This window comes from Streptomyces sp. NPDC003247 (genome assembly GCF_042888135.1).
Lineage (GTDB): Bacteria > Actinomycetota > Actinomycetes > Streptomycetales > Streptomycetaceae > Streptomyces.
Genome location: NZ_JBIAPF010000005.1, coordinates 111,887 through 137,827, shown reverse-complemented (window position 1 = coordinate 137,827; position 25,941 = coordinate 111,887). Strand labels below are relative to the sequence as shown.

The 25,941-nt window shown below is 73.3% G+C and carries 24 protein-coding genes and 1 pseudogene; 10 read left to right on the top strand and 15 right to left on the bottom strand.

Going from position 1 to position 25,941, the window contains the following annotated elements; all coding sequences use genetic code 11:
• Positions 1-19 precede the first annotated feature (19 nt).
• The gene (locus ACFYWQ_RS18175; protein ID WP_389517663.1) at positions 20-181 is read left to right on the top strand and encodes a hypothetical protein; all 162 of its coding nucleotides are present in this window, start codon (positions 20-22) and stop codon (positions 179-181) included.
• Between the two features lie 93 nt (positions 182-274).
• Here ACFYWQ_RS18175 and ACFYWQ_RS18170 read toward each other — a convergent pair whose 3' ends face one another.
• The 5 genes from ACFYWQ_RS18170 to ACFYWQ_RS18150 form a co-directional block, all read right to left on the bottom strand.
• On the bottom strand, positions 275-1,141 hold the full coding sequence (locus tag ACFYWQ_RS18170) for a lysophospholipid acyltransferase family protein (protein ID WP_389517661.1): 867 nt from the start codon (positions 1,139-1,141) through the stop codon (positions 275-277).
• Complete coding sequence (locus ACFYWQ_RS18165) at positions 1,141-1,914, bottom strand: GNAT family N-acetyltransferase (RefSeq protein WP_389517659.1); 774 nt, start codon at positions 1,912-1,914, stop codon at positions 1,141-1,143. Before ACFYWQ_RS18165 ends, ACFYWQ_RS18170 begins: the two co-directional genes overlap by 1 nt.
• Before the next feature lie 319 nt (positions 1,915-2,233).
• Positions 2,234-2,980: a succinate dehydrogenase/fumarate reductase iron-sulfur subunit gene (locus ACFYWQ_RS18160; protein WP_385064991.1), complete on the bottom strand. Its 747-nt coding sequence runs from the start codon at positions 2,978-2,980 to the stop codon at positions 2,234-2,236.
• Positions 2,977-4,926: a fumarate reductase/succinate dehydrogenase flavoprotein subunit gene (locus ACFYWQ_RS18155; RefSeq protein ID WP_389517656.1), complete on the bottom strand. Its 1,950-nt coding sequence runs from the start codon at positions 4,924-4,926 to the stop codon at positions 2,977-2,979. Before ACFYWQ_RS18155 ends, ACFYWQ_RS18160 begins: the two co-directional genes overlap by 4 nt.
• 1 nt (position 4,927) lies before the next feature.
• Entirely contained in the window at positions 4,928-5,599 is a 672-nt protein-coding gene (locus ACFYWQ_RS18150) for a succinate dehydrogenase (RefSeq protein ID WP_389518317.1), read from the bottom strand.
• A 130-nt stretch (positions 5,600-5,729) separates the two neighbouring features.
• On the opposite strand from ACFYWQ_RS18150, the gene ACFYWQ_RS18145 reads away from it, so the two are divergent.
• Positions 5,730-6,614 (top strand): LysR family transcriptional regulator, encoded by an 885-nt coding sequence (locus tag ACFYWQ_RS18145; RefSeq protein WP_389517654.1) that lies wholly within the window; start codon positions 5,730-5,732, stop codon positions 6,612-6,614.
• A gap of 659 nt (positions 6,615-7,273) precedes the next feature.
• Here ACFYWQ_RS18145 and ACFYWQ_RS18140 read toward each other — a convergent pair.
• The 4 genes from ACFYWQ_RS18140 to ACFYWQ_RS18125 form a co-directional block, all read right to left on the bottom strand.
• Complete coding sequence (locus tag ACFYWQ_RS18140; RefSeq protein ID WP_389517652.1) at positions 7,274-9,409, bottom strand: putative bifunctional diguanylate cyclase/phosphodiesterase; 2,136 nt, start codon at positions 9,407-9,409, stop codon at positions 7,274-7,276.
• Positions 9,406-10,218, bottom strand: coding sequence for an SAM-dependent methyltransferase (locus ACFYWQ_RS18135; RefSeq protein ID WP_389517650.1), 813 nt, complete (start codon positions 10,216-10,218; stop codon positions 9,406-9,408). Before ACFYWQ_RS18135 ends, ACFYWQ_RS18140 begins: the two co-directional genes overlap by 4 nt.
• A 276-nt stretch (positions 10,219-10,494) precedes the next feature.
• On the bottom strand, positions 10,495-11,460 hold the full coding sequence (locus ACFYWQ_RS18130; protein ID WP_389517648.1) for an SCO0930 family lipoprotein: 966 nt from the start codon (positions 11,458-11,460) through the stop codon (positions 10,495-10,497).
• 235 nt (positions 11,461-11,695) lie between these two features.
• Positions 11,696-12,274 (bottom strand): hypothetical protein, encoded by a 579-nt coding sequence (locus ACFYWQ_RS18125; protein WP_389517646.1) that lies wholly within the window; start codon positions 12,272-12,274, stop codon positions 11,696-11,698.
• 22 nt (positions 12,275-12,296) lie between these two features.
• Here ACFYWQ_RS18125 and ACFYWQ_RS18120 point away from each other — a divergent pair, with 22 nt between their 5' ends.
• Entirely contained in the window at positions 12,297-12,425 is a 129-nt protein-coding gene (locus ACFYWQ_RS18120) for a hypothetical protein (RefSeq protein WP_389517644.1), read from the top strand.
• A gap of 21 nt (positions 12,426-12,446) precedes the next feature.
• On the top strand, positions 12,447-13,211 hold the full coding sequence (locus ACFYWQ_RS18115; protein WP_389517642.1) for a hypothetical protein: 765 nt from the start codon (positions 12,447-12,449) through the stop codon (positions 13,209-13,211).
• 120 nt (positions 13,212-13,331) lie between these two features.
• Here the strand turns inward: ACFYWQ_RS18115 and ACFYWQ_RS18110 are convergent.
• Positions 13,332-13,733: pseudogene (locus ACFYWQ_RS18110) on the bottom strand (hypothetical protein); the annotation flags it as partial.
• A gap of 1,049 nt (positions 13,734-14,782) precedes the next feature.
• Here ACFYWQ_RS18110 and ACFYWQ_RS18105 point away from each other — a divergent pair.
• Entirely contained in the window at positions 14,783-15,457 is a 675-nt protein-coding gene (locus tag ACFYWQ_RS18105; protein WP_389517640.1) for a class F sortase, read from the top strand.
• Positions 15,458-15,520: 63 nt separating this feature from the next.
• Here ACFYWQ_RS18105 and ACFYWQ_RS18100 read toward each other — a convergent pair whose 3' ends face one another.
• Positions 15,521-16,366, bottom strand: a complete 846-nt coding sequence (locus ACFYWQ_RS18100; protein WP_389517639.1) for a polysaccharide deacetylase family protein — start codon at positions 16,364-16,366, stop codon at positions 15,521-15,523.
• A gap of 148 nt (positions 16,367-16,514) precedes the next feature.
• Between ACFYWQ_RS18100 and ACFYWQ_RS18095 the strand changes: the two genes are divergently transcribed.
• Positions 16,515-16,976: a universal stress protein gene (locus ACFYWQ_RS18095; RefSeq protein WP_389517637.1), complete on the top strand. Its 462-nt coding sequence runs from the start codon at positions 16,515-16,517 to the stop codon at positions 16,974-16,976.
• A gap of 88 nt (positions 16,977-17,064) precedes the next feature.
• Here the strand turns inward: ACFYWQ_RS18095 and ACFYWQ_RS18090 are convergent, their stop codons facing one another.
• Entirely contained in the window at positions 17,065-18,216 is a 1,152-nt protein-coding gene (locus ACFYWQ_RS18090; RefSeq protein WP_389518316.1) for a CapA family protein, read from the bottom strand.
• A gap of 244 nt (positions 18,217-18,460) precedes the next feature.
• Here ACFYWQ_RS18090 and ACFYWQ_RS18085 point away from each other — a divergent pair, with 244 nt between their 5' ends.
• The 3 genes from ACFYWQ_RS18085 to ACFYWQ_RS18075 all read left to right on the top strand — a co-directional run bounded on the left by ACFYWQ_RS18085 (position 18,461) and on the right by ACFYWQ_RS18075 (position 20,465).
• Positions 18,461-19,009 carry a sigma-70 family RNA polymerase sigma factor gene (locus ACFYWQ_RS18085; RefSeq protein ID WP_389517635.1) on the top strand — a complete coding sequence of 183 codons (549 nt, stop codon included), beginning with the start codon at positions 18,461-18,463 and terminating at the stop codon, positions 19,007-19,009.
• Positions 19,010-19,146: 137 nt separating this feature from the next.
• Entirely contained in the window at positions 19,147-19,662 is a 516-nt protein-coding gene (locus tag ACFYWQ_RS18080; RefSeq protein WP_389517633.1) for a hypothetical protein, read from the top strand.
• A gap of 152 nt (positions 19,663-19,814) precedes the next feature.
• Complete coding sequence (locus ACFYWQ_RS18075; RefSeq protein ID WP_389517631.1) at positions 19,815-20,465, top strand: zf-HC2 domain-containing protein; 651 nt, start codon at positions 19,815-19,817, stop codon at positions 20,463-20,465.
• Between the two features lie 42 nt (positions 20,466-20,507).
• On the opposite strand, the gene ACFYWQ_RS18070 is transcribed toward ACFYWQ_RS18075, so the two are convergent.
• Positions 20,508-21,371 (bottom strand): Fpg/Nei family DNA glycosylase, encoded by an 864-nt coding sequence (locus ACFYWQ_RS18070; RefSeq protein WP_389517629.1) that lies wholly within the window; start codon positions 21,369-21,371, stop codon positions 20,508-20,510.
• Between the two features lie 31 nt (positions 21,372-21,402).
• Entirely contained in the window at positions 21,403-23,490 is a 2,088-nt protein-coding gene (locus ACFYWQ_RS18065) for a SpoIIE family protein phosphatase (protein ID WP_389517627.1), read from the bottom strand.
• A 155-nt stretch (positions 23,491-23,645) separates the two neighbouring features.
• On the opposite strand from ACFYWQ_RS18065, the gene ACFYWQ_RS18060 reads away from it, so the two are divergent.
• A complete protein-coding gene (locus tag ACFYWQ_RS18060) occupies positions 23,646-25,067 on the top strand; it encodes a lipase maturation factor family protein (RefSeq protein WP_389517625.1) in 1,422 nt (473 codons plus the stop codon).
• On the opposite strand, the gene ACFYWQ_RS18055 is transcribed toward ACFYWQ_RS18060, so the two are convergent.
• The gene (locus ACFYWQ_RS18055; protein WP_389517623.1) at positions 25,055-25,888 is read right to left on the bottom strand and encodes an amidohydrolase family protein; all 834 of its coding nucleotides are present in this window, start codon (positions 25,886-25,888) and stop codon (positions 25,055-25,057) included. The two genes, ACFYWQ_RS18060 and ACFYWQ_RS18055, sit on opposite strands and share 13 nt — an antisense overlap.
• Between the last annotated feature and the right edge of the window lie 53 nt (positions 25,889-25,941).

The following is a 25,941-nucleotide window of genomic DNA, read 5'->3' as shown; positions in this document are numbered from 1 at the left end:
CGGGCTCCAGGAGAGGACCGTGGCGGACGCAGGTGGGCTCCAGGAGAGGACCGAGGCGGACGCGGGCGAGCGCCCGGAGAGGGGCAGGGCGGACGCGGGCGAGCGCCCGGAGACGACCGCGGCAGACGCAGGCAAGCGCCCGGGAAGGGCCGTCGCCGAGACGGCGGCGCCCCTCGCCTGAGCTCGCCGTGCGGCCGGCCGCCACGCGGTGCGCCGCGTGGCGGCCGGCCGCACGGTGAGCCGACGGTCGCTGTCGCCGAGCCGACGGGCCCTGTCACGCGGTGCGGTGGAGGGTGTCGGACCGTGCCGTTCGGGGCCCCGCGTGTGAGGGGGCCGTGGTGCGCGGCCCCAGCACCTGCGTCTCGGCGGCGGCCGCGAGACCCTTGCGGTCCGGGTGGGTCTCCGGCGCGATCGGCGGCAGCACCTCCACCTCGGCCACCAGAGCCCGTGCCGTCGTCACCCGCCAGAGCGAGGCGAGCAGGGAGTCGTCGCCGACGAAGGCGGGCGCCGTGCTGGCCCCGCCCCCGTCCGCCCGGTACCGGATGCGCACCGGTTGGACGGGGACCCGCGCGTCCAGCGCCGCCTGGAACACGGCCCGCCGGAAGCGCCCCTGGGCCCGGCCGCACCAGGTGCTGCCCTCGGGGAACACCGCGACGGCCCGTCCGGCGCGGAGTGTCCCGGCGATCCGGTCGACCGTGCCGGGCAGGGCGCGCAACCGGTCGCGGTCGATGAACAGGACACCGGCCCGGGCGGCGATCGCCCCCGCCACCGGCCACCGCCGGATCTCGGTCTTGGCGAGCATCCGGGCCGGGCGGACCGCGGCCAGCAGGGGGATGTCCAGCCAGGAGATGTGGTTGGCCACCAGCAGCAGCCCGCCGGCGGGCGCGGCGGCGCCGGTCGTACGGACCCGGACGCCCGCCGCCCGCACGACCGCCCGGCTCCACCGCCGTACCGCGCCGGCCGGGACACTCCCCCACAGTCGGGGGAACGCCCGGCCGAGCGCCGACAGCAGGATGCCGGTGAGGACGAGCAGCACCACCGCCACGAGCCGCGGCACGGCCCGCGGGACGGCGGTGACGGACCCCGTCGTCTCCACGCACGCCCGCGGGGTGCAGGGCGCGCCGGGCAGCCAGACGCTCATCAGGCCGGGACGAGGGAGAGGAAGTGCCGCAGGTAGCGGGGGTTGACCCGGCGCATCGACAGCAGCACGTACAGGTCGGCGACCCCGAAGTCGGGGTCGTGGGCGGGCTCGGCGCACACCCAGGCGCCGAGGCGGAGGTAGCCGCGCAGGAGGGCGGGCAGTTCGGTGCGGGCGGGCGGTGCGACGTCCGCCGGCGGCGTCCACGGCAGCAGCGGCCGTACGCGGAACTCCTCCGGCGCCAGGTGCTTGTCGCGCACCCGGTCCCAGGTGCCGGCCGCGAGGGTGCCGCCGTCGGCGAGCGGGACGGAGCAGCAGCCGGCCAGCCACTCGTGGCCGCGGTCCACCATGTAGCGGGCGATGCCGGCCCAGATCAGCCCGATGACGGCGCCGTCGCGGTGGTCGGGGTGCACGCAGGAGCGGCCGACCTCGACGAGTCCCGGCCGGATGCCGTCCAGTGCGCTCAGGTCGAACTCGCCCTCGGAGTAAAGGCGTCCGGCGACCGCGGCGCGCTCGGGCGGCAGCAGCCGGTAGGTGCCGACGACCTGCCCGGTGCCGGTGTCGCGCACCAGCAGGTGGTCGCAGTAGGCGTCGAAGGGGTCGACGTCGAGGCCGGGCTGCGCGGAGGTGAGCAGGGCGCCCATCTCGCCGGCGAAGACGTCGTGCCGCAGCCGCTGCGCGGCCCGTACGTCGGCCTCGTCGCGGGCCAGGGTGACGGTGTAGCGGGCCGGCGCGGTGCTCTGCGGGGGACGGTCGAGGGTGGAAATCCCGGTCATGGCACTCTCCTGGTCACGGGCCGGAAATGGGGACGGCACCCGGTGGGCCGGGGAATCCGGCCCGCCGCCCCTGTTCTTCCGATGCCGATTGGCGTGTACGTGACCTGTGTCCGGAGAGTGGATGTGCGGATGTTGAACGGCACGGACGCGTTCCGGGCGTCCATGTTCCGGTGCCCGGAGCGTCAGCCGGAAGCCGCGGCGCCGTTCACCCGGAAAGCCAGACGGGGCCGGGGATGAGCACCACTCCCGGCCCCGCCCGTCCACCGTCTTCCGCGGCGAACGTCTTCCGCGCCCGTGCTGGCGCTCTACCGTGTCCCCGTCAGCGCTTGGCCTTGCGGGTGGCCCGCAGCCATTCCTTGTTCATGCCGGTGATGGAGACCAGCGGGATGCCCTTGGGGCAGGCGGTCGCGCACTCACCGGCGAGCGTGCAGCCGCCGAAGCCCTCGGCGTCCATCTGCGCCACCATGTCCAGCACCCGGGTCTCCCGCTCGGGAGCGCCCTGCGGCAGGACGTTCAGGTGGTTCACCTTGGCGGAGGTGAAGAGCATGGCCGCGCCGTTCGGGCAGGCGGCCACGCACGCCCCGCACCCGATGCACTCGGCGTGCTCGAAGGCGAGGTCGGCGTCCGGCTTGGGCACCGGCGTGGCGTGCGCCTCGGGGGCGGCACCCGTCGGCGCGGTGATGTAGCCGCCCGCCTGGATGATCCGGTCGAAGGCCGACCGGTCCACGACCAGGTCCTTGACCACCGGGAACGCCGACGCCCGCCACGGCTCGACGTCGATCGTGTCGCCGTCCCGGAAGGAGCGCATGTGCAGCTGGCAGGTGGTGGTGCGCTCGGGGCCGTGGGCGTCGCCGTTGATGACGAGGGAGCAGGCGCCGCAGATGCCCTCGCGGCAGTCGTGGTCGAAGGCGACCGGGTCCTCGCCGCGCAGGATGAGTTCCTCGTTGAGGGTGTCGAGCATCTCCAGGAAGGACATGTCGGGCGAGATGCCGTCCACCTCGTACGTGGACATGGCGCCGTCGGCGTCGGCGTTCTTCTGCCGCCAGACGCGCAGGGTGAGCTTCATGCGTAGCTCCGCTGAGTGGGGTGGACGTACTCGAAGACCAGGTCTTCCTTGTGCAGGACGGGCGCCTCGCCGGTGCCGGTGAACTCCCAGGCGGCCGCGTAGGCGAACGCGTCGTCCCTGCGGGCGGCCTCGCCGTCCGCGGTCTGCGACTCCTCACGGAAGTGGCCGCCGCAGGACTCGGAGCGGTGCAGGGCGTCGAGGCACATCAGCTCGGCGAGTTCCAGGTAGTCGACGACGCGGTTGGCCTTCTCCAGGGACTGGTTGAACTCCTCGCCTGTGCCGGGGACCTTGATGCGCCGCCAGAACTCCTCGCGGATCTGCGGGATGCGCTCCAGTGCCTTGCGCAGTCCGGCGTCCGTGCGGGCCATGCCGCAGAACTCCCACATCAGCTCGCCGACCTCGCGGTGGAAGGAGTCGGGCGTGCGGTCGCCGTCCACGGACAGCAGCAGGTCGAGGCGGTCCTGGGTCTCGGCCAGCACCTCCTGCACGGCCGGGTGCCCGTCGGTGACCTCGCCCTGGTGCGGGTTGCGGGCGAGGTAGTCGTTGATGGTCGCCGGCAGTACGAAGTAGCCGTCGGCCAGGCCCTGCATCAGCGCGGACGCGCCGAGCCGGTTGGCGCCGTGGTCGGAGAAGTTGGCCTCGCCGATCGCGAACAGACCGGGCACGGTGGTCTGGAGGTCGTAGTCGACCCACAGGCCGCCCATCGTGTAGTGCACGGCCGGGTAGATGCGCATGGGCACCTGGTACGGATCCTCGTCGGTGATCCGGTGGTACATGTCGAAGAGGTTGCCGTACTTGGCCTCCACGGCCTTGCGGCCCATGCGCTCGATCGCGTCGGCGAAGTCCAGGTAGACACCCTGGCCGCCGGGGCCGACGCCCCGGCCCTCGTCGCAGACGTTCTTCGCGGCGCGGGAGGCGATGTCCCGCGGGACCAGGTTGCCGAAGGACGGGTAGATGCGCTCCAGGTAGTAGTCGCGCTCGTCCTCGGGGATCTTGTTCGCGGGCCGGTCGTCGCCCTTGGCCTTCGGCACCCAGATGCGGCCGTCGTTGCGCAGCGACTCGCTCATCAGGGTGAGCTTGGACTGGTGGTCGCCGGTGCGCGGGATGCAGGTGGGGTGGATCTGGGTGAAGCAGGGGTTGGCGAAGTGGGCGCCGCGCCGGTGCGCCCGCCAGACGGCGGTGGCGTTGGAGTTCATGGCGTTCGTCGACAGGTAGAAGACGTTGCCGTAGCCGCCGCTGGCGAGGACGACGGCGTCCGCGTAGTACGTGTCGATCTTCCCCGTGATCAGGTCGCGCGCCACGATGCCGCGCGCCCGTCCGTCGATCACGATCAGGTCGAGCATCTCGGTGCGCGGGTGCAGCTCGATGTTCCCGGCCGCGATCTGCCGGGACAGCGCCTGGTAGGCGCCGAGCAGCAGCTGCTGGCCCGTCTGGCCGCGGGCGTAGAACGTGCGGGACACCTGGACGCCGCCGAAGGAGCGGGTGTCCAGCAGGCCGCCGTACTCGCGGGCGAAGGGCACGCCCTGCGCCACGCACTGGTCGATGATCTCGACGGAGATCTGCGCGAGGCGGTGCACGTTGGACTCGCGCGCCCGGAAGTCGCCGCCCTTGACGGTGTCGTAGAACAGCCGGTGGACGGAGTCGCCGTCGTTGCGGTAGTTCTTCGCGGCGTTGATGCCGCCCTGCGCGGCGATGGAGTGGGCGCGCCGCGGGGAGTCCTGGTAGCAGAACTGGACGACGTGGTAGCCCTGTTCGGCGAGGGTGGCCCCGGCGGAGCCGCCGGCCAGGCCGGTGCCGACGACGATGACGGTGTGCTTGCGCCGGTTGGCGGGGTTGACCAGCTTGGCCTCGAAGCGGCGCTTGTCCCAGCGTTCGCCGATCGGCCCGGAGGGGGCCTTGGTGTCGGCGAGGGGCTCACCGGTCAGGTAGTCGGTGTACGAGGTCATGTCAGCTCACCACTCCGGTCATGACGGCCACGGGGACGGCGATGAAACCGGCCGTGAGCACCAGCGCGAGGACGTCGGCGACGGTCTTGAGGGCGCGGTCGCGGGTGCGGCTGCCGGCGCCGAGGGTCTGGGCGGCGCTCCAGAAGCCGTGCCGGACGTGCAGGCCGAGGGCGAGCATCGCCACGATGTAGATCGTGTTGCCGTACCAGGTGGAGAAGGTGTCCACGACGTTCTGGTACGGGCGGCCCTCCTGGAAGCCGCCGGAGTGCACGGTCCCGGTCGTCAGGTCCAGGAGGTGCCAGACGATGAACAGGCCGAGGATGATCCCGCCCCAGCGCATGGTGCGGGTGGCGTAGCTCGCCCGCGGCTTCTTGTGGACGTACTTGTTCGGGCGCGCCTTGATGTCGCGGCGGCTGAGCTGGTACGCGGAGACGGCGTGGGCGACCACCGCGACGACCAGCACCACGCGGACCAGCCACAGGGTCCACTCGTAGTGCATGAACGGCTCGCCGACCGTGCGCAGCCAGTGCGCGTAGTGGTTGAACTCGCCCGCTCCGAAGAAGATCTTCAGGTTGCCGATCATGTGGACGACCAGGTACAGCAGCATGATCAGACCGCTGACGGCCATCACCGTCTTCTTGCCGACGGAGGAGTCCCACACGGTGCGTGCCATGGACGGCCGTCGGTCCGTCCGCGTTGCCAGAGCCATGACCGAGACGCTAGGGCCGAACGACCCCATCGGTCCAAGACATGGTCCACCTCGTTTCCATAGTCGATGCCTATCGACGCCGTATGCTGGCGGGATGCAGTTCCAGCAGCTCCAGTACTTCGTGGCGGTGGCCGAGACCCGGCACTTCACCCGGGCCGCCGACCTCGTGCACGTCGCGCAGCCCTCGCTGTCGCAGCAGATCAAGGCGCTGGAGCGGGAGTTGGGAGCCGATCTGTTCCTGCGGGCGCGCGGCAACATCACCCTCACCGACGCGGGCGAGGCGCTGCTGCCGCTGGCCCGGCGGATCCTGGCGGACGCGGAGACGGCCCGGTACGAGGTGCAGGAACTGGTGCAGCTGCGCGGCGGCCGGGTACGGCTCGGTGCGACCCCGAGTCTGTGCACGGGCCTGCTGCCGGACGTGCTGCGCGCCTTCCACGACCGCTACCCGGGCATCCGCCTGCTGATCGAGGAGGGCGGCTCGCACGACCTGGTCCGCGGGCTGGCCCGCGGCGCCCTGGATCTCGCCCTGGTCGTCCTGCCCCTGCCGACGCCCTCCCCCGCCCTGACGACGGTGGAGCTGCTGCGCGAGGATCTCGTGGTCGTCTCCTCCCCGGAGGCACCACGGCCGGGCGACGGCCGGCGCACGGTCCGCGTGGCCGACCTGGAGGGCGAACGCCTGGTGATGTTCCGCCACGGCTACGACCTGCGCGAGCTGACCGTCGCCGCCTGCCGCGCGGAGGGCTTCGAGCCGGACTTCGCGGTGGAGGGCGGGGAGATGGACGCGGTGCTGGGCTTCGTGCGGGCGGGACTGGGCGTGGCGGTCGTCCCGCGCATGGTGGCGGCCCGGTCGGGGCGCGGACTGCGCGTGACCCCGCTGGCCCGCCCCGGACTGAACCGGACGATCGCACTGGCCCACCGCAGCGACGTGGCCCCGCCGCGAGCGGCCCGGGAACTCCAGCGGATGCTGCTGGAGCGGTGACCCGCGCGGTACGGGGGGCGGTGACGCCGGCGTTCGGTCGGGCATCGGTGCGGGGGGCGGTCGGTGCGCGGGGGGGGGCGCGGCCGGGCGGTCGGTGCACCCGCTCGGCCGCTGCGGCCGGTGCGGCCCGCGCGGCCGGGCGACCGGTGCGGCCGGGCGACCGGTGCGGCCGGGCGACCGGTGCGGCCGGGCGGGCGGGCGACCGGTGCGGCCGGGCGGGCGGGCGTCGTACCCTGCGCCCCGGGTGCGGCCGAGGTCCTCGGCGGAGCCTCCGGGGCAGGGACCGGGTGCCGCTCGGCGGTGAGCGAGCGATGACCCGCGCGGTACGGCGGAGGCGGTGACGCCGGCGTCCGGTCGGGCACCGGTGCGCGGGGGCGCGCCCGCGCGGCCGGTGCGGCCCGCTCGGCCGATGCGGCCGGGCGGGCGTCGTACGCCGTGCACCGGGCGCGGCCGAGGTCCTCGGCGGAGTCCTGCGGGCCGGGTGTCGCTCGGCGGTGAGCGGCGCGTGGATCCCGGCGGCCGGGCCGGCGGGGGCCGGGGCGCGCCACGGTGTCCGGCCCACAGCCGTCATATCGGCACCACGCCGGCCGGAGGCCCGGCGACGACGCACGTCGGGCGGCGGCGTCGAGGAGGGGCCCGGCGGCTCCGGGGCCCCGGCCTCACCCCGTGGCGTCCACCAGGGCCAGATCGTGCAGGCGCTCGGGCGGGCCGGGGCGGGCGTAGTACCAGCCCTGGGCGGTGTCGCAGCCCAGTATCCGCAGCTGTTCGGCCTGGGCTCCGGTCTCCACGCCCTCGACGGTCACCGCGAGGTCCAGGCTGTGCGCCAGGGAGACGATCCCCTCGACGATCTTGAGGTCGACGGGGTCGGCCGGGAACTGCTGCATGCTCTGGGTGAAGGACCGGTCCAGCTTGAGCACGCTCACCGGCAGCCGGCGCAGGTTGGCGAGGTTGGAGTAGCCGGTGCCGAAGTCGTCCAGGGCGATGTCGACGCCCATCTCGGCGAGCCGGCGCAGCGGCTTGAGCAGGTCGTCGTCGGCGCCGATCAGGGCGGACTCGGTGACCTCCAGGCACAGGGCCTCGGGCTCGACGCCCGCGCGCTCCAGGATGTCGACGGTGTCCTGCACCAGTCCGGGGTGGGTGAGCTGGCACGGGGAGAGGTTGACGTTGATGCGCAGGGGGCTCGTGTCCCCACTGCGTTCTCGCCACGCACGGGCCTGGCGCACCGACTGCTCCAGGACCCAGCGGCCCAGCGGCACGATCAGCCCGGTGTGCTCGGCGAGCGGGATGAACCGGTCGGGGCCGAGCACGCCGTGCTGCGGGTGCAGCCAGCGCACCAGGGCCTCCGCGCCGCGCACGCTGCTGTCCCCGAGGTGGACCAGGGGCTGGTACTCGATGAAGAACTCGCCCCGCTCCAGGGCGACCGGGAGGGAGGTGGTCAGACCGTGCCGGGTGATCGCGCGGGCGTCGGCCTCGGGGTCGGCGAGCTCGAAGCGGTTGCCGCCCGCCGACTTGGCCCGGTACATGGTGATGTCGGCGCTGCGCAGCACCTCGGCGGGGCTGCGCTCCCCCGCCGGGCCCTCCACGATGCCGATGCTGCCGCGCACGGTCAGCTCCCGGCCGTCGATGCGCACGGGCGCCACCAGGGCGTTCATGATGCGCGCGGCGAGCTCGTCGACCTCGCGGCGGGTGTCGGGGCCGGTGGTCAGCGCCACGAACTCGTCGCCGCCGAGCCGGGCGACCATCTCGCCCGGCGCGGTCGCGCAGGACTGGAGCCGGTCGGCGACCTCGACGAGCAGCCGGTCGCCGGCCGCGTGGCCGAGGCTGTCGTTGATGGTCTTGAAACCGTCCAGGTCCAGGTAGCACAGACCGAAGCGCTGGCCCTCGCCGGCGGCCAGCGCCTTCTCCAGGCGTTCGAAGAACAGGGTGCGGTTGGGCAGGCCGGTGAGCGCGTCGTGGGTGGCCTCGTAGCGCAGCCGCAGGTTGAGCAGGCGGCGCTCGGTGGTGTCCTCCATGAGCGCCAGCTGGTACTGGGGGTCGCCGTCCGCGTCGCGCAGCAGGGAGACCGTCAGGTTGGTCCACAGGACCGTTCCGTCGGGGCGGTAGAACGCCTTCTCCACGTGGTAGTGCTCGCGTTCGCCGCGCACCAGTTCCTCGTAGAGCCGCCAGACCTGGGGCGCGTCCTCGGCGTGCGTCCACGCGCGGACGTTGCGGCCGCGCAGCGACTGCTCGCCGCCGCCGAACATGCGCAGCATCGCCCCGTTGACCTGGAGGACGTTGCCGTCCAGGTCGGCGATGCCGATCCCTATGGCGGCGCCCTCGAAGACGGCGCGGAAGCGGGCCTCGCTGGCGTGCAGCGCCTGCGCGACCACCCCCTGCGCCTGGAGCGCCGCCTGGGCGATGGCCTCCTGCTCGGCCAGGGTGCGCTGCCGCAGTGCCTGCGCGAACCCGGTGGCCATGGCGTGCTGGAGCCGCGAGCAGCGCGTGCGCAGGTCCTCCTGGGGGCCGTCCCCGCCGCAGTACAGCACCAGGTAGGCGTCGACGCAGTCCAGGCTGTGGCCGAGTGCGTCCGGGTCGGTGCAGTGCGCGTCGACCAGCGCGGCGCCGATCGCCTTCGCGGTCTCGGCCTCGAACGTCCTGGCGCGCAGTGCCTCGCTCAACCGCCGGGCCAGCGGCAGCAGTCGCTCCTCGAACTCCGGCCGGGTCAGCGACGTCGAGGTCACCGGGTACACGGCCCGGCTCCAGATCGTCGCGAACCGCCGCAGTCTGTCCTCCGGCCCGTCCGGCTCGGCGATCACGAAGTACGCCCCACGCCCGCGAATCCGGAGAAGGCGTACGGATCCTCGTCCTCCGGCGCTGTCTCCGGCCGCCAGCGCGGCATCGGCACCAGTCCCGGTTCCACCATCTCGTACCCCTCGAAGAACCGCGCGATGTCGTCGCGCGAGCGCATGATCAGCGGGTTGCGAATGTCCTGGTACACGTCCACCGCGCCGCCGGCCCGCTCGGGCGGCAACGGTATGCCCTCGTACGAGGCGTGCGTGAGGACGAGCAGGCTGCCGGGCGCGAGCGCGTCGGTCAGCTCGGCCACCGCCGCGTACGGGTCGTCCTCGTCCTCCACGAAGTGCAGTATGGCAACGAGCAGCAGGGCCACCGGCCGGTTCAGGTCGAGCAGGTGCTCCACCTGGGGGCTGGTCAGGATCTCCCGCGGCTTGCGCAGGTCGGCGGCGACGACGTCCGCGTCCTCGTTGCCCTCCAGCACCGCCTGGCTGTGGGCGACGGCGACCGGGTCGTGGTCGACGTAGACGACCCGGGCACCGGGGCTGGCCTCCTGGGCCACCTCGTGGGCGTTGCCGAAGGTGGGGATGCCCGACCCGATGTCGAGGAACTGGGTGATGCCCTCGCCCGCCGCGTACCGCACCGCGCGGCGCATGAACGCCCGGTTCGCCTGCATGATCTTGGGGAGTCCCGGCAGGAACTCCATGGCCCGGCGGGCCGCTTCCCGGTCGACCTCGAAGTTGTGCGAACCGCCCAGGTAGTAGTCGTAGATCCGCGAGACACTGGGTACGGAGACGTCGATGCTCCGTGGAGCCCAGGCGGGTCGCTCCATCTGTCTCTCCAAGGCGTAGGCGATCCGGTGTTCGACCAGAGGCTACTGATCGCCCGCCAAACGGGCGAGCAGAAACGGAAATTGACCGTCCGTTCCCGGTCACTGCCTGCGGCACGTGCCGCGTCGCCCTCCCCCGCAGGGACCCACGCAAAGTACCCGACCGAAGACGGCGCCGACAGCACAGCGGCCCGCCCCCTCCGTGCGGCGCGGAGGGGGCGGACCGGGGGTCGGACGTGCCGGGACAGGGTGCGGGGACCGGCCCTGGGGAGGCGGTCCCTACTGCTCCGGCGCGCCGACCAGCTCGCCGTCGGGGGTCACGGCGTACCACGTGCCGCCGACCCCCTGGCCGTTGATGTCCCCGGGGGCCTTGTCACCGGAGAAGGTGTAGATCGGTGAGCAGTTGACCGTCATCTGCTTGATGCCGTCGGGCCGGGTGAAGCTCATCAGGCCCTTCTTCTGGACGCCTTCGGTGTCGTCGGTGGCGACCGGGGCGACGGCCGGCCACTTCTCCAGGCAGGTGCCCAGGCACTCGGTCACCGGTTCGGGCCACGCCTGGTCCTTCACGAAGCGGTAGACCGTCATGCCGTTCTTGTCGACGACGATCTCGCCGAGGTTGGGGTCCTCGCGGACGGACAGCCCGGGCAGGTCGGACACCTTGGCCTTCTTGCCGTCGGGGGCCAGGGCGAACCACTTGCCGCCCACGCCCTGGCCGTTGGTGTCCCCGGCGTTGGTGTCCTTGGCATAGCGGTAGACCGGCCAGCCGTCGACGGTGAGCTGCTTGGTGCCGTCGGACCGGGTGACCTCGCCGAGCAGCGACTTGTCGATGCCGTCGCCCGCCGTGGCGTCGTCGGCGGGCACGGGCGGCCAGGTCGTGGCGCAGTCGCCGTCGCAGTTGGACTTGGGCGGTTCCGCGGTGTCCGCGTCGAAGCGGTACAGGGTCATGCCGTCGGCGTCGATGAGCACCTTGCCGAGTTCGGCGTTGGCGGAGACGGACAGCTCGCCCGCGGTGCCCGTCCCGGCGGCCGCCCCGGTGCCGCCCGTGGCCGCCGAGGCGCTGGGGCTCGTGCCGGCGCCGACCCCGCCGTAGCCGCTGCCCACGCCCGCGATGGTGCCGGCCTGAGCGGTGGCCCCCACGTTCTGGCTCGCGTTCGACGATCCGCTTTCCTGACCGCACGCCGTCGTCAGCGCCAGAACGGACACGGCGCTCGCCACGAGTGCGGCGCTCCGCCAGGAGGTCTTCATCGTCAACAACTCCCCGATCATCACAAGGGTGTTGCAGCGCCCTGCTGCGCCGCCGCACGGCCATGGGTACGCATATCGGCGGTCGTTGTGTTCAACCGTGGCGCGAAATTCTTTCCGCCGTCCGTGACCGGGCCCGTTCACTCCCGGATGCACTCGCACACACGTACGGCGGGCCGGACGCGCGAGCGCGCTCCGGCCGGACCACCGGGGAGCGGGTGTCACCCGTTCGGGGCAATCATGTCCGCGCGCGGGCGTGCACGCGGGCGACCGGCCCCATGATCTCCGTCGTGCATGGACCCGAAACGACCCGATCCGCCCTCGTCGCCCGGGCGTTGGCCCTGACGACCGCGGCCTGGTTCCTGGTGGCCGCGCCGGCCGGTACGGCCATGGCCGACGCCTGCGCGTACGCCTCGACGGGCCCGGACGGCACCGAGGCGGTCGCGGTCGCGGGGAAGCCCCCGTGGCCGACGTCGCCGGTGTGCCCGGTACCGACTCCGACGCCCACCCCGACACCCACCCCGCCCAAGCCGAAGCCCCCGCCGAAGCCGACCCCTCCGCCTCCGCCCGAGCCGACGCCTCCACCGGAACCGACGCCTCCCCCGAAGCCGAGCCCGCCGCCCAGCCCGAAGCCGAGCCCGAAGCCGAAGCCGCCCGCGAAGCCCTCGCCGTCCCCTCGGCCGGCCCGTCCCGCCGCTCCCGCACCGCCGCGGCCGGCCCCGGCCGTCGTGCCACCGGCCCCCGCCCCGCCCCCGGCACCCACTCCGCCCCCGCAGCCGACACCGACACCGACACCGACACCGACACCGAAGCCCACACCGCGCCCCTCGGTGACTCCCGTGCACTACCCGGCGTACCACACGTCACCGCACCGGCGGCCCACCCGCCACGGCCCCTCGCCGGTCACCTACGTCCTGCTCATCACCGCGCCCGCGGTGGTCGCCGTCGCCGCGCTGCGGCCGCGTTAACGCCGACCCTGGAGGCATCTCTTGCCGGAATGGCTTGTTCTCACCCTCGCGATGCTCGCCGCCTGCGCGGTGGTGGTCGTCATCACCCTCGTGCGGCACCGCACGGCGTCGGAGGACGAGGACCCCTCGGAGACCCCTGACGTCATCGAGTACATGACGATGTGGATCGGCGTGGTGTACGCCATCGTCCTGGGCCTGGCCATCGCCGGGGTCTGGGAGGCCCGTGGCATCGCGCAGGACCACGTGCAGACGGAGGCCCAGGCGCTGCACGAGATCTCGGAGCGGGTGCGGGTGTACCCGGCCGACGTCCGTGACCGCGTTCGGGAGGATGTCAACGCCTATGTCGGACACGTCGTCACCACCGAGTGGAAGGTGATGGCCGACAAAGGGGAGGTGACCCGGCGCGGCGACGAACTCCTCGGGCGTCTGCGCGCGGACCTCACCGACTACCAGCCGAAGTCCGACTTCGAGGCGCAGGCCTACCAGCCCCTGCTGGACCAGATGGCCGTCGCGGACCAGGCGCGCAACGCCCGGGCGGGCTCGATGGATCCCACGATGCCCGGTGTGGTGTGGTTCGGTCTGGTCATCGGGGCCGTCATCACCATCGGCATGGTCTTCGCGCTCCAGATCCGGCGCACCACGCGCGAGCTGATCCTGGCGGGGCTCTTCTCGGCGCTGATCGCCTTCCTCCTCTTCCTGATCTGGGACTTCGACGCGCCCTACAGCCGGGGCATCACCGCGACCACCGAACCCTTCCTGGCCCTCTTCCCGGGCGCCGGGGACTGACGGTCCCCCTCGGGCCGGCGTCCGACGCCGGCGGCATGGCAGGCCGTCGCCCCGGATCCCTGGAGGGACCGGGGCGACGGCCTGTGCCGCGCGGCCCACGGGGCGTTCATGACAATGCCGCTAGGAGCGGCGTTCGGCGCGGCGGCGCATCCAGAAGACTCCGCCGCCGGCGACGGCCGCGGCGACGAGCCCGCCGCCGATGGCGATGTCGGCGGGGGTGGCGCCGCTGGAGCTGCTGCCGCCGAGGCCGCCGCGGACGCCGCCGATGACGGTGAAGGCGGCCGGGTTCGTCAGGGTGCGGCCGTTGCAGTTGACGGTGATGCTGTGCGAGCCCGGGCTCGCGTTGCTGTTCACCGTGGTGGTGCCCCGCGCCGTCCCGCCGGCGTTGTTGACCGGGGACAGGTTGGCACTGCGGAAGGCGTCCGAGCTCATGGTGCCGCCGCTGCGGCAGCCGTCGACCGTGACGGTCAGCTGGCCGCCCGGGGCCACGACGTTGGGCAGCGCGACGATGTTGCTCGGGGACAGGCCGAAGTGGTTGTTGCCGTTGTTGCCGCCGACGTTGCCGACGTTCCCGCCGTGGCCCCCGTTGTTGCCGTTGTTTCCGCGCCCGTTGTTCCCGTTGTTCCCGTTGTTTCCCCGCCCGTTGTTGCCGTTGTTGCCGTTGTTCCCGTTTCCGTTGTTGCCGTTGTTCCCGTTTCCGTTCCCGTTCCCGTTCCCGCCGAAGTTGTTGTTGCCGTTTCCGTTCCCGTTGCCGCCGAAGTTGTTGCCGTTCCCGTTCCCGCCATTACCGCCGAAGTTGTTGTTGTCGTTCCCGTTACCGCCATTGCCGTTGCCGTTGCCGCCGAAGTTGTTGTTCCCGTTCCCTCCGAAGTTGTTGCCGTTTCCGTTCCCGTTCCCGTTCCCGCCGAAGTTGTTCCCGTTCCCGCCGAAGTTGTTCCCGCCCCCGTTCCCCCCGTTACCGTTCCCTCCCACCCCGTTCCCCCCGTTGCCGTTGCCGTTCCCTCCGAAGTTGTTGCCGTTCCCGTTCCCGTTCCCGTTCCCGTTGAAGTCGTTGCCCGGGCGGCCGCCCCCGTTGTTGTTGCCCGGGCGGCCGCCGTCGTTGCCGTTCACGCCGGCCAAGCCCGTGTCGTTGTTCTGGCTGCCCGGACTGGGGATGCCGTCCGCGACGGCCACAGGGGCGGCCAGCCCGAGGACGGCGACCGCGGTGGCCGCGGCCGCGAGGGCGCGTGTGTTTCTCATGTGATCCTCCGCGGAAGGCGCCCCGGGGACCGTCCCCGGCATGTCGGCGAGCGAACGCCTCCCGACACGACCCTCAGTTGCTCCGCACGCGCCCGCATGTCGGGAATGGTCCGTCCTGGTGAGGGGACACGCCGGGCGAAAACCGTGTGATCGATATCGCCGCAGGTCACGGACTGTCGGAAATTTCTCGTCGGCTGCGACTCGGATGGCGCACGCACCGGCGCGGGGGCCACCCGTTCGGTGCCGCCCCGTCGCCGGTTCCCGCTCCGGCACTTAGCGTTCTCGTATGCGCGGAGGGACGTGGCGACGGCCGCGTCGAAAGGGGAAGGCGAATGGCTGGGTACGGGCTATCCGGGATGGCGGAAGAAGAGGAGGTGCGGCCGAGGAAGCGCGCCCCCTGGGGAGTGATAGCGCTTGTTCTGCTGACCGGTCTCGCGCTCATCCGGAATGGTTCGGGGGAGTTCGACATCGGTCCGCCGCAGCCCGCGTCGGCGGCGGCCGCGGACGGCCGCACCGCCGAGGGCGCCGTCGGCGGGGCCCCGGCCCCGCTGTCGCACAGCGTGCCCGCCCGGATCCGGATCTCCGCCATCCAGGTGGACGCCCCGGTCATGGCGGTCGGTCTGGACACCGACGGCTGGGTCGGCGCGCCCCCGCCGGAGGACCCGAACCTGGCGGGCTGGTTCACCGGCGCGGTCACGCCCGGCGAGAAGGGGACCGCGGTCGTCGTCGGCCACGTCGACAACCTCCAGGGCCCCGCCGTCTTCTACGGCCTCGGGGCCCTGAAGAAGGGACATCACGTCGAGGTGGTGCGTCAGGACGGGAAGACGGCCGTCTTCGAGATCTACGGAGTCGAGGTGTTCGCGAAGAGCGGCTTCCCCGGTGACCGTGTCTACGCCTCCAAGGGCGCCGCCGAGCTGCGGGTGATCACCTGCGGCGGTGGTTTCTCCAAGGTGAACGGGTACGAGGCGAACGTGGTCGTCTTCGCCCGCCTGGCCGAGGTCCGCTGACGCGCCCCGGCCGGGCGGGCGAACGGCCCGCGCGGCACCCCGCCCCCGACCCGTCGTCACCCGTCAGTCGGGGGACAGGTACGGCACGGAGACGTGGTAGCCGGCGTCCAGCAGCTGCGGCAGATAGGTGCGCAGGGCCCGCACGCTCTGGCTGCGGTCGCCCCCGGCGTCGTGCGAGAGCACCACGACGCCGGGACCGGCGCCGTCCTCCACCCGGTCGACGATGGTGCGGGTGCCGGGGGTGGTCCAGTCGAGGGAGTCGACCGTCCAGGCCAGCGGTTCCATGCCGAGTTCGGCCCCGAGCTGGAACGCCGAGCGGTTCCAGGCGCCGTAGGGGGCCCTGAACCAGCGGGGACGCTCGCCGCAGACGTCCTCGACGACCTCGCAGGTACGGGACATCTCCCGGCGGATCTGACGCCGGGTGAGCCGGGTGAGCAGGGGGTGGGACCAGGTGTGGTTGCCGACGACGTGCCCCGCCTCGGCCATCCGCTCCAGCAGACGGGGGCACGCGGCGGCCATCCCCCCGCACACGAAGAACATGGCGCGCACGTCGTACTCGGCGAGGGTGTCGAGGATGCCGGGTGTGTAGCGGGGGTCGGGGCCGTCGTCGAAGGTCAGCACCATGGTCCGGCCGCGGCCGGTGATCCGCAGCAGCGGAACCTGCCGCACCGGCGGACGGCGGAGCGCGGCGGCCGGCGGGAGCGGTCCGGCGAGCGGCTGGAGACGGTAGGCGGAGGGGTTCATCGGAAGGCGGTGCGCCGGGGCGCCGGCGGCCGGGGCGGCGGTGCGGACCGGCTCCGGTTCGCCGCCCGTTCCCCACGCCAGCAGCCCGGCCGTACCGGCCGTACCGACGGCGGCGGAGCCGGCGAGCAGCATCCGGCGGCGCGTGAACAACTGATCCTTCTGCATGAGTCATCAGTCGCCCGGCGGGCGCCGGGCGCCTCCCGCCGACACCGGGGCGGCCTCACGAATCCACCCGCCCGGCGCAGTGGCGCGTGCCGGGCCCGACACCCCCTGCGACCCGGCCGGGCCCGGGCGTTCCGATAACCTCGGGGCCGTGACGGAACAGCACTCCTCCGCGTTCGAACGGGGCACGGACGGTCCGAAGGTCATCGTCGCCGGTGTGGACGGCTCGGACTCCTCCCTGCGGGCCGCGGCCTACGCCGCCGGTCTGGCCCGGCGGCAGCGCGCGCTGCTGGCCGTCGTGTACGTGCAGCCGGTGATGGCGGCGGGCGCGGTGCTCGGGGCGCCGGTCGCGGACACGACCGACGAGATCGCCGACGACATCGTCGCGCAGATCCGGGACTCCGCCGAGCGGCTGAAGGGGATATTCGACGTGCGCTGGGAGTTCCACACGTTCCGCGGCGACCCCTACAACGGTCTGGTGCGCGCGGCGGACGAGCTGAAGGCGGACGCGGTGGTGGTGGGCGCCTCCGAGCAGGCGGGCCACCGGATCGTGGGGTCGGTGGCGGTGCGGCTGGTGAAGGCGGGACGGTGGCCGGTGACGGTGGTGCCGTAGCCCCCCGGGCTCGGGCAGCACACGCCGCGGCCCCGGCGCCCCCGCATCACCTTTTACCACCCCCGCATCACCCCCGCATCACCTTGTATCACCCCTCCGTCACCAGGCCGTCCTCGGCCGCGCCCCGGCTGAGCACGGCGTCCCGGATGCGGTCGCGCAGGCCCCGCACGTCGGCTCCCCGGGCGACGGCCTGGTCGAGGCTGACCACCCGGCCGGCGTCGACGTCGAACGCGTAGGGGACGAACGCGGCCCGTGTCACCTCCCAGCGGCCGCCGGGCCGGGCGGGCGGGGAGAAGGTGAACCGGGCGAGGCTGGACCGGTTGCCGCGCGGGTCGGGCCGGCCCCGGCGGTCCGCCATCGCGCCGGCGACCTGGTTCCCCAGGCCGTAGACCACCCAGGTGCCGTTGACCTTCTCGTACGGCTGCGGGACGTGGGCGTGGGTGCCGAGGACGAGGTCGATGTCGGGGCGGCCGTCCGTGCGGGAGGCGGTGAGGGTCCTGGCGAGGGAGAGCTGGACGGCGTCCGGTGCCTCCTGCCACTCGGTGCCCCAGTGCAGGGAGACGACGACCACGTCGGCGCCCGCCCGGCGGGCGGCCCTGGCGTCGGCGAGGACCCGGTTCCCGTCGATGCGGCCGACGGCCCAGGGCTGCCCCGCGGGGAGCGGTCCGCCTCCCGCGCCGTGGGTGTAGGCGAGGTGGGCGACCGTGGCGGGGCCCGCGCGCAGGAGGGTGACGGAGCCCGCCTCGGCCTCGGTGCGGGCGGTGCCCGCGTGCCGTACGCCGGCGCCGTCGAGGGCGTCCAGGGTGCGGCGGATGCCGGCGGCGCCGTCGTCGAGGCTGTGCTCGGAGGCGGTGGAGCAGCCGTCGTAGCCGGTGGCGGCGAGGGCGTCGGCGATCTCGGGCGGGGACCTGAAGAGGGGCTGGGCGGTGTACGCGCCGTCGGCGCCGTAGACGGTCTCCATGTGGCACAGGGCCAGGTCCGCGCCCAGGACGTCGGCGCGGGCGCCGTCGAGCAGGGGGCGGAAGTCGTGGCCGCTGCCGCGGGCGTCGAAGCGCGCCCGGTCGATGACCGAGGTGTGCGGGAGGATCTCACCGGTGGCCACGAGGGTGAAGCCGTGGCCGGTGGACGGGCCCGGGGCCCCGGGCCGGGCGGCCGGTCCACGTCCGTCGGCCCGGCAGGCGGCGGCCGAGGCGAGGAGGGCCGTCAGGACCGCGGCCACCAGGTGTCTGCGCGCGAACACCGGATCACCCCACTTGATGCAGCTCGTCATATTTACCCACGTATCATTACTAATTCATGACCTGCGCCATGCGGCCCCGGCGCTCCCTCCGCCCGGCCGCGATGCGCGCGATCGGCGTAGCCGGGACCGGCCCGCGCGGCGGCCGGGACCGTTCGTCGAACCGTTCGCCGACGCGATCGACCGTCCGTCGCAGACCCGTGTGCGCGGCCTGTCCCTCCCGGCCGCCCTGCGATGCCATACGCGCATGACCGCCGCGACCCTCCTCCCCGCCAGGCCGACGACCGCCGAGCACGAGCTCGCCGCGCTCCAGCGCGAGCACGGACGGCCGCTCTACGCGCTGCTGCTGAGGCTGTGCGACGGCGACCGCCAGCGCGCGGAGGACCTCGTCCAGGAGACCCTGGTGCGCGCCTGGCAGCATCCCGAGGCCCTGCGCGCCGACGCCTTCGACTCCGTACGGCCCTGGCTGCTCACGGTCGCCCGGCGGCTGGCGATCGACGCACGGCGCGCCCGGCAGGCCCGGCCGGCCGAGGTCGGGGACACGGCGCTGGAGAACGCGCCCCTCTGCGACGACCACGCCGAACGGGCGGTCGCCACCCTCGACGTGCGCGAGGCTGTGAAGACCCTCACGCCGGAACACCGTGAAGTCCTGGTGCTGGTGTATTTCCAGGGGGCGAGTGTGGCGGAGACGGCCGAAACCCTCGGAATTCCGCCGGGTACGGTGAAGTCCCGCGCGTACTACGCGCTGCGCGCCCTGCGCCGGGTGCTTCCGGGTTACGCGCCCGACCTGGGCTGAAACCCACGATCGAGTCAAGCCTCCGTAAAGCGCCTTGCCGACGACCTAGGTTGAGTAATCGGGTGTCCTTATCCGTGTTCCGGATGAGGGGTCCCGGCACCGGGCGACGCGCACGCACCGGAGGAAGGCAGGAAGGGATGCTGCACAGAGGTCATCAGAGCACGGACGGCACCGACGGCGGTGAGCTGACCGTCCCCATGGCCTGGTTGTACGCCGAGTACATCGCCGACGAACTGCTGCGGACCGGCGATCTGATGCCGCCGACGTCCTTCGAGTTCCGTGCCGGGCGCGACGCCCTGGCCCTGACCATCTTCCTCTCCGACACCGACGGCGAACTCCCCGGCATCCGGGTCGTCACCCAGCTGGAGACCTGGCTCTCGCTGACCGCCTACGACCAGCCGTGGCAGGGCTGGGTGGCGGAGCGCATGGCCCGGCTGGCCGCCCTGGCCGCCGAGTCGGGCAGACCCGCGCCCGATCTGGAGCTGGCGTCGGCGGCCTGGCGCTGGCTGGAGGAGACCGAGCTGCTCGCCCCCGACCTCGACGCGGTGCCGGGGGGCGCGCAGGGCGCCGGCGAGGACGAGGGACCGAAGGTCTGGACGCCCGCGTGGCGGCTCGGACTGCCCCTCGGACACCTCGCGATCCACCTCTTCTGAAATCCCCTTCCGCATCCGACCAATCCGCGGGCCCGACCGCTCCGAACATCTGGGTCACGATTTGGTACGGGCCTGAGTCGATCCCCGGCCGGGTGCGTACCGGTGGGAGCAAGGAGTAACCCCACTGGCACTCGACGGCACGAGGTTTCGGCATGAGGTCCCTGGAGAGGCATCGCGACGTCGGCGCGTACGCGCTGGGCGTGCTGGACGAGGCGGAGGCCTTCCGTTTCGAGGACCACCTCATGGAATGTCCTCGGTGCACGACCGAGGTCACCGCGTTCGGGGCGACCACCCGGCAGCTGATGCTGTACCGCCGGGCGACCCCGCGCGCGGTGCACCCCTTCGCCGGACCGGGACCGCGGCTGCTGGACCGTCTCCTGGGCGAGGTCGCGGCCCGGCACCGGACCGCCCGGAGGCGGCTGCTGTACGCCGTGGCCGCGTCGGTGGTGGTCGCCCTCGCCGCCCCGGCGACCGCCCTCGTGGCGGCCGGCGGCGAGAAGGCGGTCCGGGTCACCGCCACCGACGAGAAGTCGGGCGTGTGGGCCCAGGTGACGACCGAGAACGAGGTGTACGGCAGCCAGGTCGAACTGAAGGTCAAGGACGCCGCCGGCCCCCGCGTCTGCCGTCTGGTCGTCGTCGGCCGCGACGGGTCCGAGCAGACGGTCACCAGTTGGAACGCCCCGCACCACGACGCCCGCCCCAGCACGATGAGGGGCGGCGCCGCCCTGCACCCCGAGGAGATCGCCCGGTACGAGGTGCGCACCGAACTGGGGGAGCTGCTGGTGCGGCTGGACGCACGCTAGGGCGCTGCCGCGGCACCTTCGCACGCTGGGGCGCTGCTGCGGCTACTTGAGCAGCTTGGACATCCTGCGGTCCGCGAGCGGCTTGCCGCCCGTCTGGCAGGTCGGGCAGTACTGGAGCGACGAGTCGCTGAAGGACACCTCGCGGACGGTGTCGCCGCAGACCGGGCAGGGTTCGCCGGTGCGGCCGTGGACGCGCAGGCCGGTCTTCTTCTCCGCCTTGAGCCGGCCGGCCGCCACTCCGCGGGAGCGTTCGACCGCGTCCGTGAGCGTGGTGCGCAGGGCCTCGTAGAGGGTGTGGGTCTCCGGCGCGGTGAGGGAGGCGGCGAGCTTGAAGGGGGACATCCGCGCCGCGTGCAGGATCTCGTCGCTGTAGGCGTTGCCGACGCCCGCGAGGAGGGACTGGTCGCGCAGGGCGCCCTTGAGCTGCCGCCGTTCCCCCGCGAGGAGGGCGGTGAAGCGGTCCTCGTCGAAGTCGGGGGCGAGGGGGTCGGGGCCGAGGCGGGCCACGCCGTCCACGTCCCGCGGGTCCCGCACGAGGTGGACGGCGAGACGCTTCTGGGTGCCGGCCTCGGTCAGGTCGAAGCCCTCCCCGGTCTCCAGGGCGACGCGGAGGGCGAGGGGGCCCTTGCCGGGGCGGGGCGGGCCGTCCGGGAGGCGGTCCCGCCAGTGCAGCCAGCCCGCGCGGGCGAGGTGCGTGACGAGGTGCAGCCCGCCGGCCGTCTCCACGTCGAGGAACTTGCCGTGCCGGCGCACGGCCGTGACCTCCCGGCCCTCCACGGCGCTCAGCGGGGGGTCGTAGGTCTTCAGGACGCTGACGGCGACGGGCAGGACGCGCACGATCTCGTGGCCGACCAGGTGCTCGGCCAGGAAGTCCTTGAGCGCTTCGACCTCGGGCAGTTCCGGCATACGTCCAGGGTGCCATCGGCGCACCCGCCGCTCAGGTCCGCCGCCCCACCGCGAACTCGCACCACACGCACTTGCCGCCGCCCCGCGCCTCCACTCCCCACCCGTCGCTGAGCAGGTCGACCAGGAGCAGGCCCCGTCCGGACATGCCCGACTCCCCCGCCTCACGGCGGCGCGGCAGGGCGCTGGAGGAGTCCTCGACCTCGACGCGCAGCCGGCGGCCGGTGCCGTTCAGGACCCGCACGGTGACGATCGCCGCGCCCTCGGTGTGCATCAGGGCGTTGGTGATGAGCTCGTCGGCGATCAGTTCGATCTCGTCGGCGCGGTCGCGCGCGCCCCAGGCGCGGACCGCGGCGCGGATCATGTGCCGGGCCCCGGTGAGGGCCTCGGGGTCGCCGGGGGCGACGTGCTGCTGGAGCCGGCCCCCGGTCCGCGGGGTGTCCGGGCTGCGGCGGCGCAGCAGGAGGAGGGCGACGTCGTCGTCGCCGCCGCGTTCCTCGGCCATGTCGATGAGGAGGTCGGCGAGCCGGCGGACGTCGTCGGGGGCGGCGGCGACGAACGCGGTGAGGGCGCGCATGCCGTCGTCGAGGTCGGTGCCGGGCTGTTCGACGAGGCCGTCGGTGCACAGCAGCAGGGTCTGCCCGGGGTCGAGTTCGAGGGTGGCGACCGGGTACGCGAGGCTGCCGAACTCGGCGGACAGGCCGAGCGGCAGCCCGCCGGGTACGGTGACGCGCCGGCAGGTGCCGTCGGCGCCCCGCACCAGCGGGTCGATGTGGCCCGCCCGGACCACCTGCACCACGCCGGTGGACAGGTCGGCCTCCGCGTACAGGCAGGTGGCGAAGCGGTCGGTGTCGAGTTCGTGCAGGAAGACGGAGGCACGGGCCATCACGGTGGCCGGGGTGTGACCCTCGGCGGCGTAGGCCCTCAGCACGATCCGCAGCTGGCCCATGACGGCGGCCGCGTGCGTGTCGTGGCCCTGCACGTCGCCGATGACGGCGCCGACGCGGCCTCCGGGCAGCGGGATGAGGTCGTACCAGTCGCCGCCGATGTCCCGGCCGTGGGTGCCGCCGATGGTGGCGGCGCGGTAGCGGACGGCGACGTCGGCGCCGGGCACGCCGGGGATGGTGCGGGGCAGCATGGCCCGCTGGAGGCCCTGGGCGATGTCCTTCTCCTGCTCGTAGAACATGGCCCGTTGCAGGCTCTGGGCGATGCTGCTGCCCAGGGCGACCAGGATGTTGCGCTCCTCGGGGGTGAAGCCGCGCCGGTCGTTGTAGAGGAGGCCCATGGCGCCGATCGGGCGGGCCTGGACGATGAGCGGCAGATAGGCGGCCGAGGTGATCCGCAGGTCGGTGAGGTGCGGCCACAGCACCGGGTAGCCGGCGGCGAACTCGTCCGGCGACTCGATGAAGCGCGGGGTGAGCGTGCGCACGACCTCGCTCATCGGGTACGGCTCGTCGATCCGGGTGACCAGGGTGCCGGGGACAAAGCTGCCCTCGGGCCCCTCGGCGATCATCCGGATGCGGCCGGCCTCGACCAGGCCCATGACGAGGCTGGCCGCGCCGAGGTGGGTGAGGCCGTGGGTGTCCTTGAGCACGTCGATGACGTCCTGCACCGTGCGGGCGTGCGCCAGGGCGGCGGTGGTGAGCTGGACGACGTTGGTCTGCTCACGGCGCGCGACGTCGAGGGCTGCCTCCTGACGGCGGGCCGCGAGGTCCCGGATCTCCTCGGCGGCGTCGCGGACGATGCCGATGATCCGGCGGGGGCGGCCGGTGCCGTCGCGCCGGATGCAGCCCTGGGTGTGCGTCCAGCACAGGCTGCCGTCGCGGCGGCGGACGCGGAAGTAGGCGCCGTAGTTCTCGCTGCCGTCCTTGATGGCCTGGGCGACCAGGGCGTCCAGACGGAATCCCTCCGTCGGCGGGACGCGCTCGGACAGGCTCTCCGGGCGGCCGTCGTACTCCTCCGGGGTGATGTCGAAGATCTCGTGGGCACGGGCGTCCATGTGGAACAGCCCGGAGTCCAGGTCCCAGTCGAAGCTGCCCATGCGGTTGAGCGCCAGGATCGGGTCCGGGTGGGCGGGCCAGTCGTCCGGGAAGGACAGCGCACTCGCTCCCCGATCAACCATGCGCCCACCTTGCCAGGGTTTGCCGGATTCTTCGACCGGTGGGCGGGGGAAGGCGTAGGGGGTGCGGCAGGCCGCCGGAGCGCGTGGGTCACGGGGGCGGGGGCGTGGAGCACGGGCAGTGACCGGCGGGACAATGGGGAGAGGAGCGCACGGCCGTGGAGTGGTTCACCGCACCCGAGTACTGGACGAGCCGGCTGGTCTTCCAGCGGGCCCTGGCCGGGGTGTATCTCGTGGCGTTCCTGGCGGCGGCCCGGCAGTTCCGCCCGCTGATGGGTGAGCGGGGGATGCTGCCGGTGCCGCGTTTCACCGCCCGGGTGCCGTTCCGGCGGGCGCCGAGCCTGTTCCACTGGCGCTACTCGGACCGTTTCTTCGCGGTCTGCGCGTGGGCGGGCTGCGCGGTGTCGACGGCCCTGCTGGCGGGGCTGGACGGGTTCCTGCCGCTGTGGGGCGCGATGCTGCTGTGGCTGGTGCCGTGGGCGCTGTACCTGTCGATCGTCAACGTGGGCCAGACCTGGTACGGCTTCGGCTGGGAGTCACTGCTGCTGGAGACCGGCTTCCTCGCGGTGTTCCTCGGCAACGACGAGGTGGCCCCGCCGTTCGTGGTGCTCTTCCTGCTGCGCTGGATCCTGTTCCGGGTCGAGTTCGGCGCGGGCCTGATCAAGATGCGGGGCGACCCCTGCTGGCGGAACCTGACCTGCCTGGACCACCATCACGAGACGCAGCCGATGCCGGGCCCGCTGAGCTGGTTCTTCCACCACCTGCCCAGGCCCCTGCACCGGGTGGAGGTGGCCGCCAACCACGTCGTCCAGCTGGTCGTGCCGTTCCTGCTGTTCGCCCCGCAGCCGGTCGCGACGGCCGCCGCGTCCCTGATGGTGCTGACCCAGCTGTGGCTGGTGCTGTCGGGCAACTTCGCCTGGCTGAACTGGATCACCATCGTGCTGGCGGTGCCCGCGCTCGCCCTGCCCGGCGCGCCGCCGCCCCTGCCGGACGCCCCGCTGTGGTACGTCGTGGTGGTGCTCGCCGTGGCCGCGTTCCTGCTGTTCCTCAGCCACCGCCCGGTGCTCAACATGCTCTCCCGCGGCCAGGTCATGAACCGTTCCTTCGACCCGCTGCACCTGGTCAACACCTACGGCGCGTTCGGCAGCGTGAGCCGTGTCCGCCACGAGGTGGTGATCGAGGGCACCCTCGACGACATGCCGCGCGAGGACTCCGACTGGCGGGAGTACGAGTTCCGGGGCAAGCCGGGCGACCCGCGCCGCTGGCCGCGCCAGTTCGCCCCCTACCACCTGCGGCTGGACTGGATGATGTGGTTCGCCGCACTCTCCCCCGCCTACGCCGGTTCCTGGTTCGGCGCGCTCGTGGAACGGCTCCTGGAGAACGACCGCGCCACGCTGCGCCTCCTGCGCCGCTCCCCCTTCCCGCCCGACCGCCCGCCCCGCTACGTCCGCGCCCGCCTCTTCCGCTACCGGTACACGACCTGGCGGGAGCTGCGGGAGACGGGCGCGTGCTGGGAGCGGACCGTGGTGCGGGAGTACCTGCCGCCGACCCGGCTGACGGCGCTGGATCACAGGTGGTAGAGGCGGGCGGCGGTGGCCTCGAAGACCTCGGTCCGCTCCGCGGCGCCGAGTCCGCCGGTCACCGTCCGGGCGGCGGCGAGAACCTCGCCGTAGGAGGCGGCCAGGGTGCACACCGGCCAGTCGGAGCCGAACATCAGACGGTGCGGGCCGAAGGCCTCCAGGGCCGCGTCGGCGTACGGGCGCAGCTCCTCGGGCGTCCAGCCGGCGGGGTCGGCCTCGGTGACCAGGCCGGAGAGTTTGGCGGCCGTGTTGGGCAGGGCGGCGAGGGCGCGCAGGTCCGACTCCCACGGTTCGCGGGCGCCGGAGGCGACGGGGGGTTTGCCGAGGTGGTCGAGGACGAAGGTGAGGCCGGGGTGGCGGGCGGCGGCCCGGACGCAGGCCGGGAGCTGGTGGGGCAGGACGACCAGGTCGTAGACGAGGCCCGCGTCGGCGACCGCGGCCAGTCCCCGCCCGACGTCCGGGCGCAGCAGCCAGTCGGGGTCGGCTTCGGACTGGACCTGGTGGCGGACGCCCTTGAGGTGGTGGCCGCCGGGGAGTTCCCGCAGCCGGGCCAGTTCGTCGGCCACGTCGGGGCGGGTGAGGTCCGTCCAGCCGACCACGCCCGCGACGAGGTCGTGCGCGGCGGCCAGGGCGAGGAGTTCGGGGGTCTCCTCGGCCACGGTGACCGTCTGCACCAGCACCGTGCGGTCGACGCCGGCGGCGCGGGCCTCGGGTGCCAGGTCGGCGAGGCCGAAGTCCCGCCGGAGCGGGCTGTCGCCGCCGATCCAGCCCTGGTCGCGGACGGAGAGGTCCCAGACGTGGTGGTGCGCGTCGACCGTCATCGCGGCTCCCGCACGGCGGGTGGGACGGTGGGCTGGACGGCGGGTGGGACGGC

Excerpts from the sequence above, each read along its gene's own strand:
- ACFYWQ_RS18055 (WP_389517623.1), bottom strand. The coding sequence starts at position 25,888 with ATGACGGTCGACGCGCACCACCACGTCTGGGACCTCTCCGTCCGCGAC.
- ACFYWQ_RS18065 (WP_389517627.1), bottom strand. The coding sequence starts at position 23,490 with ATGGTTGATCGGGGAGCGAGTGCGCTGTCCTTCCCGGACGACTGGCCC.
- ACFYWQ_RS18150 (WP_389518317.1), bottom strand. The coding sequence starts at position 5,599 with ATGGCACGCACCGTGTGGGACTCCTCCGTCGGCAAGAAGACGGTGATG.
- ACFYWQ_RS18080 (WP_389517633.1), top strand. The coding sequence starts at position 19,147 with ATGCTGCACAGAGGTCATCAGAGCACGGACGGCACCGACGGCGGTGAG.
- ACFYWQ_RS18130 (WP_389517648.1), bottom strand. The coding sequence starts at position 11,460 with ATGAAGACCTCCTGGCGGAGCGCCGCACTCGTGGCGAGCGCCGTGTCC.
- ACFYWQ_RS18145 (WP_389517654.1), top strand. The coding sequence starts at position 5,730 with ATGCAGTTCCAGCAGCTCCAGTACTTCGTGGCGGTGGCCGAGACCCGG.
- ACFYWQ_RS18105 (WP_389517640.1), top strand. The coding sequence starts at position 14,783 with ATGGCTGGGTACGGGCTATCCGGGATGGCGGAAGAAGAGGAGGTGCGG.
- ACFYWQ_RS18160 (WP_385064991.1), bottom strand. The coding sequence starts at position 2,980 with ATGAAGCTCACCCTGCGCGTCTGGCGGCAGAAGAACGCCGACGCCGAC.
- ACFYWQ_RS18100 (WP_389517639.1), bottom strand. The coding sequence starts at position 16,366 with ATGCAGAAGGATCAGTTGTTCACGCGCCGCCGGATGCTGCTCGCCGGC.
- ACFYWQ_RS18070 (WP_389517629.1), bottom strand. The coding sequence starts at position 21,371 with ATGCCGGAACTGCCCGAGGTCGAAGCGCTCAAGGACTTCCTGGCCGAG.
- ACFYWQ_RS18085 (WP_389517635.1), top strand. The coding sequence starts at position 18,461 with ATGACCGCCGCGACCCTCCTCCCCGCCAGGCCGACGACCGCCGAGCAC.
- ACFYWQ_RS18075 (WP_389517631.1), top strand. The coding sequence starts at position 19,815 with ATGAGGTCCCTGGAGAGGCATCGCGACGTCGGCGCGTACGCGCTGGGC.
- ACFYWQ_RS18165 (WP_389517659.1), bottom strand. The coding sequence starts at position 1,914 with ATGACCGGGATTTCCACCCTCGACCGTCCCCCGCAGAGCACCGCGCCG.
- ACFYWQ_RS18170 (WP_389517661.1), bottom strand. The coding sequence starts at position 1,141 with ATGAGCGTCTGGCTGCCCGGCGCGCCCTGCACCCCGCGGGCGTGCGTG.
- ACFYWQ_RS18135 (WP_389517650.1), bottom strand. The coding sequence starts at position 10,218 with ATGGAGCGACCCGCCTGGGCTCCACGGAGCATCGACGTCTCCGTACCC.
- ACFYWQ_RS18155 (WP_389517656.1), bottom strand. The coding sequence starts at position 4,926 with ATGACCTCGTACACCGACTACCTGACCGGTGAGCCCCTCGCCGACACC.